Source organism: Rhodoferax sp. RT5P35 (assembly GCF_056521385.1).
The window spans coordinates 1-1,369 of sequence record NZ_JBWMAX010000152.1 but is presented as its reverse complement, the minus strand read 5'-3'; the positions used below and the strand labels follow the sequence as shown (position 1 = coordinate 1,369).

Below are 1,369 nucleotides of genomic sequence, written 5' to 3'. Positions count from 1 at the left end.
ATTTTTTTAGTAGCGCTTGTACCGGGTGGTCTTTACCACCTATTTTTTCCTTCGTACAAGTAATGCATACTAAAGTCAGCCTCATTTGTAACAATATGCCTATTGGTGGCGCGCCTCTGTGCGTCTTTGGGGGGTGGCTGTAGCGTGGTCTTGAGCGCGCGCGGGCTCCTTCGCGTGTGCTTTCGGTAGGAGACCGTATCCATGGTTGTTTATCTGGCCCAGGACGTGGCTTGGATGTTGGTGTTGGGTGTGATGCAGTGTCTGCATGTGCGTTTGTGGCATGAGCGGCGTCGCGCGGGCCAGGTGGCCACCGGCCTGCTGTTTGGCGTGGTGTGCGTGCTGGGCATGGCCGAGCCGTACATGCCGATGCCCGGCGTTGCCGTGGACGGCAGCTCGGTGGTGATGGGAATCCTCGGGCTGTTTGGCGGTCTGTTGTCGGCCAGCGTGGCGCTGGTGGTGGTGGGGATTTTCCACCTGTGGCAGGGTTCGCCGCAGGTGGTGACGGTGCTGGCGGTCTTGCTGGTGAGTGTGGGCCTGGGTCTGCTGTACCGCCGTGCCGTGGCCAGCGCGCATCTGCGCACGGATGTGCCCTCGCTGCTGGTGTTCGGCCTGGTGCTGCAGCTGTGCCAGATTGGATTCCTGGCCCTGTCGCCCTTGGACCCCAAAGCCACGGTGTCGACCGCCATTGCGCTGATTCTGGTGTTTACCCCTGCCACGCTGCTGCTGGCCATGGTGCTGCAGGAAGGGCAGCGCCGTGACGTGCTGGATATGGCGTTGCGCGAGTCCGAAGCCCGCTTTCGCACGCTGATCAAGGACATTCCCGGCGTGTCGGTGCAAGCCTATGCGCCCGACGGCACCACCCGCTACTGGAACAAGGCCTCTGAACGGCTCTACGGCTTTACCGCCGAGGAAGCCCTGGGCCGCAATTTGCGCGACCTGATCATCCCACCCCCGATGCGCGAGGGCGTGCGCCAGGCGATGGCGCAGATGTTTGCGACCCGCGACGCGATTCCTGCGGGCGAGTTGGTGCTGCAACACAAGGATGGCAGCCGCGTGCCGGTGTTCTCCAGCCATGCGCTGATTCACCCGATTGGTAAAAAACCCGAGCTGTTTTGCCTGGACATTGACCTGACGGAGCGCCGCCGGGCCGAGGAACAACTCAAGCTCGCCGCCAGCGTGTTCACCCATGCCCGCGAGGGCATCACCATCACCACGGCCGATGCCCGCATCATCGATACCAACGCCGCCTTCACCCGCATCACCGGCTACAGTCACGACGAGGTACTGGGGAGAAACCCGCGTTTCCTGAGTTCTGCCCGTCAGAGCCCCGAGTTTTATGCCGCCATGTGGAGCAGCCTGGTGGAACACG

Annotated in this window: 1 protein-coding gene; it reads left to right on the top strand. The window is 62.5% G+C overall.

The genetic code is table 11. From position 1 onward, the window contains the following. Positions 1 to 201 precede the first annotated feature (201 nt). On the top strand, positions 202 to 1,369 hold a 1,168-nt coding region (locus AC097L_RS24515; RefSeq protein ID WP_479589327.1), incomplete at its 3' end, for a PAS domain-containing protein.